This window comes from Sodaliphilus sp., assembly GCF_045598405.1.
Taxonomy (GTDB): Bacteria; Bacteroidota; Bacteroidia; order Bacteroidales; family Muribaculaceae; genus Sodaliphilus; species Sodaliphilus limicaballi.
This window is the reverse complement of the sequence record NZ_JAZLLZ010000137.1, coordinates 1-1895: the sequence shown is the minus strand read 5'-3', so window position 1 is coordinate 1895 and position 1895 is coordinate 1. Positions and strand designations below refer to the sequence as shown.

Genomic DNA, 1895 nt, shown 5'->3' with positions numbered 1-1895 from the left:
TTCTTGTTTTTGTTTTTAGTCCCTTACTACCGAAAAACAAACACTGATTTTCAACTACTTATCTTTTTGTTCTATAGAAGGCACAGAGGTCACAGCACAGATTAAGCCAGATTTTCCCACTGATTTGATGCGGTTGCCCTGTCGTTATTACATACAAAATTGGAAAAAACGACAAAAAATGCTTAATTTTGCATTGTGAAAATGAACAATCCGATTGTTAGGTAGATTATGAACGAAATACACATCATAATACCGGTCAAGGACAGCATTGACAGTGCAGAGGAAACATTGCGCGCTATCGCGGGCAGTAATATATGCATTGCGCACACTGTCACTGTCTATAACGACAACTCCACGCCCGAGAATACCGAGCGCCTCACCGCATTGTGCAAGTCGCTCAATATCAATATTGTAAACCTGAGCGAGTTAACCTCGCACCCGTCACCCAACTATCTCTTTGTGCTGCGCCGTTGCCAGAAGCAGTGCCTTGCCCACAATGCCGGACTGCTCATTGTGGAGAGTGATGTGACCGTGAGGCATGACACCCTGCAAGGGCTCGTGGACGGAGCTTTGGAACGCCCCGACTGCGGCATTGCGGCCAGTGTGACCGTTGACGACAACGGAAAGGTGAACTACCCCTATGGCTATGCAGCACGGTGGAGTGGAGTAGTTGACAGTAAGAAACATTGCTCATTCTGCTGCTCACTGCTCACCCCCGCACTTCTCAATGTGTTCGATTTTGAGGAACTTAACCCCGAGAAAAATTGGTTCGATGTCGCCATCTCGCACAAGAGCCTCAACGCAGGCCTCCACAACTACCTATTCACCACCTTGCCAGTCACCCACCATCCCCATTCCAGCCGCCCCTGGAAACTACTTAAATACAAAAATCCGCTACTCTACTACTTGAAGAAACACACAAAAGGTCTCGACAAGATATAAGCAGAAAAAAACTAGATAAAAGGGACGGTTCTTTTTATCTAGTTTTTATCAGCAAAGAAGGGCGGTTTCGATGTACTTTGCAAGGCGATTGTGAATGACGTAGGCAATAAAGACAAGGCTAGGTGCGTTATCTATGAAAAGGACTAGCAATGAAACAACTGATAATATTTCTGTTTTTTGCATTCACTCTGGTGGCGTGCGGTAACAGCACCGACGACGGCCCGGTAGGATCCTATAAAGGCAGTGGATACCGAGGGTTGGAACAAATCGTGCTGGACTTTGACAGCGATGGCAACGTGGAGTGCCACGTGGGAGAATCCGACGGACTGGCCAGTTGGGGCGACGAGGCCTATGGCACCTACACCCTCGACCAAAGCACGATAAATATCACGTTCACAGCGGTTGATGATGACAATGTGGTGTACAAATCCTTACCGCTGGAACTGTTTGACTCGCTGCGATATTACAAGAGCAGCGACACCATAGTCATGTACAAGGACGGTGCGTCAAGCACGATGAAGCCCCATGTGACCTCCGTGGGCGACTGGCTCGCATTCATCGGGTACATTTTTGCCATATTGTTTCCTTTAGCCATCCCGCTTGCAGCGCTGGCAATGACCATCTACCACCTCAATAAAAAGTAATAAAGCCAAGGGGTTCCGGGGAGGAACCCCTTGGCCAGGGATTATCTTTTGGTAAAACTCGTTGTTATTTCTTTTTTGGAAAAAGCTGTTTACCGGGTAACTATTCACCAATGGAACTCCCCGCGCGGATCTCACTGATCTCACTGATTTTTTTCATTGAAAATATATTAACTCAACTTTAGCATTTGATAATAAATATTGCTAATTTATTGTCCGGCAGGACAATACCTAAATAACCCCCACCGCCGAACGAAGTGGCGGTGGGGGAAGAAATGCAACACGCACTGCGTCCAGCAGGACGCTAATCGG

General features: G+C 47.1%; 2 protein-coding genes. Both read left to right on the top strand.

The window, feature by feature from the left end:
- Window positions 1-228: 228 nt before the first annotated feature.
- Window positions 229-942 (top strand): glycosyltransferase family 2 protein, encoded by a 714-nt coding sequence (locus ACKI3C_RS09715; protein ID WP_407404487.1) that lies wholly within the window; start codon window positions 229-231, stop codon window positions 940-942.
- A 149-nt stretch (window positions 943-1091) separates the two neighbouring features.
- Window positions 1092-1586, top strand: a complete 495-nt coding sequence (locus ACKI3C_RS09710; protein WP_407404485.1) for a hypothetical protein — start codon at window positions 1092-1094, stop codon at window positions 1584-1586.
- Window positions 1587-1895 lie beyond the last annotated feature (309 nt).

What these genes read in the sequence shown, in the direction of transcription:
- ACKI3C_RS09710 (WP_407404485.1), top strand. Translation starts at nt 1,092, where the DNA reads ATGAAACAACTGATAATATTTCTGTTTTTTGCATTCACTCTGGTGGCG.
- ACKI3C_RS09715 (WP_407404487.1), top strand. Translation starts at nt 229, where the DNA reads ATGAACGAAATACACATCATAATACCGGTCAAGGACAGCATTGACAGT.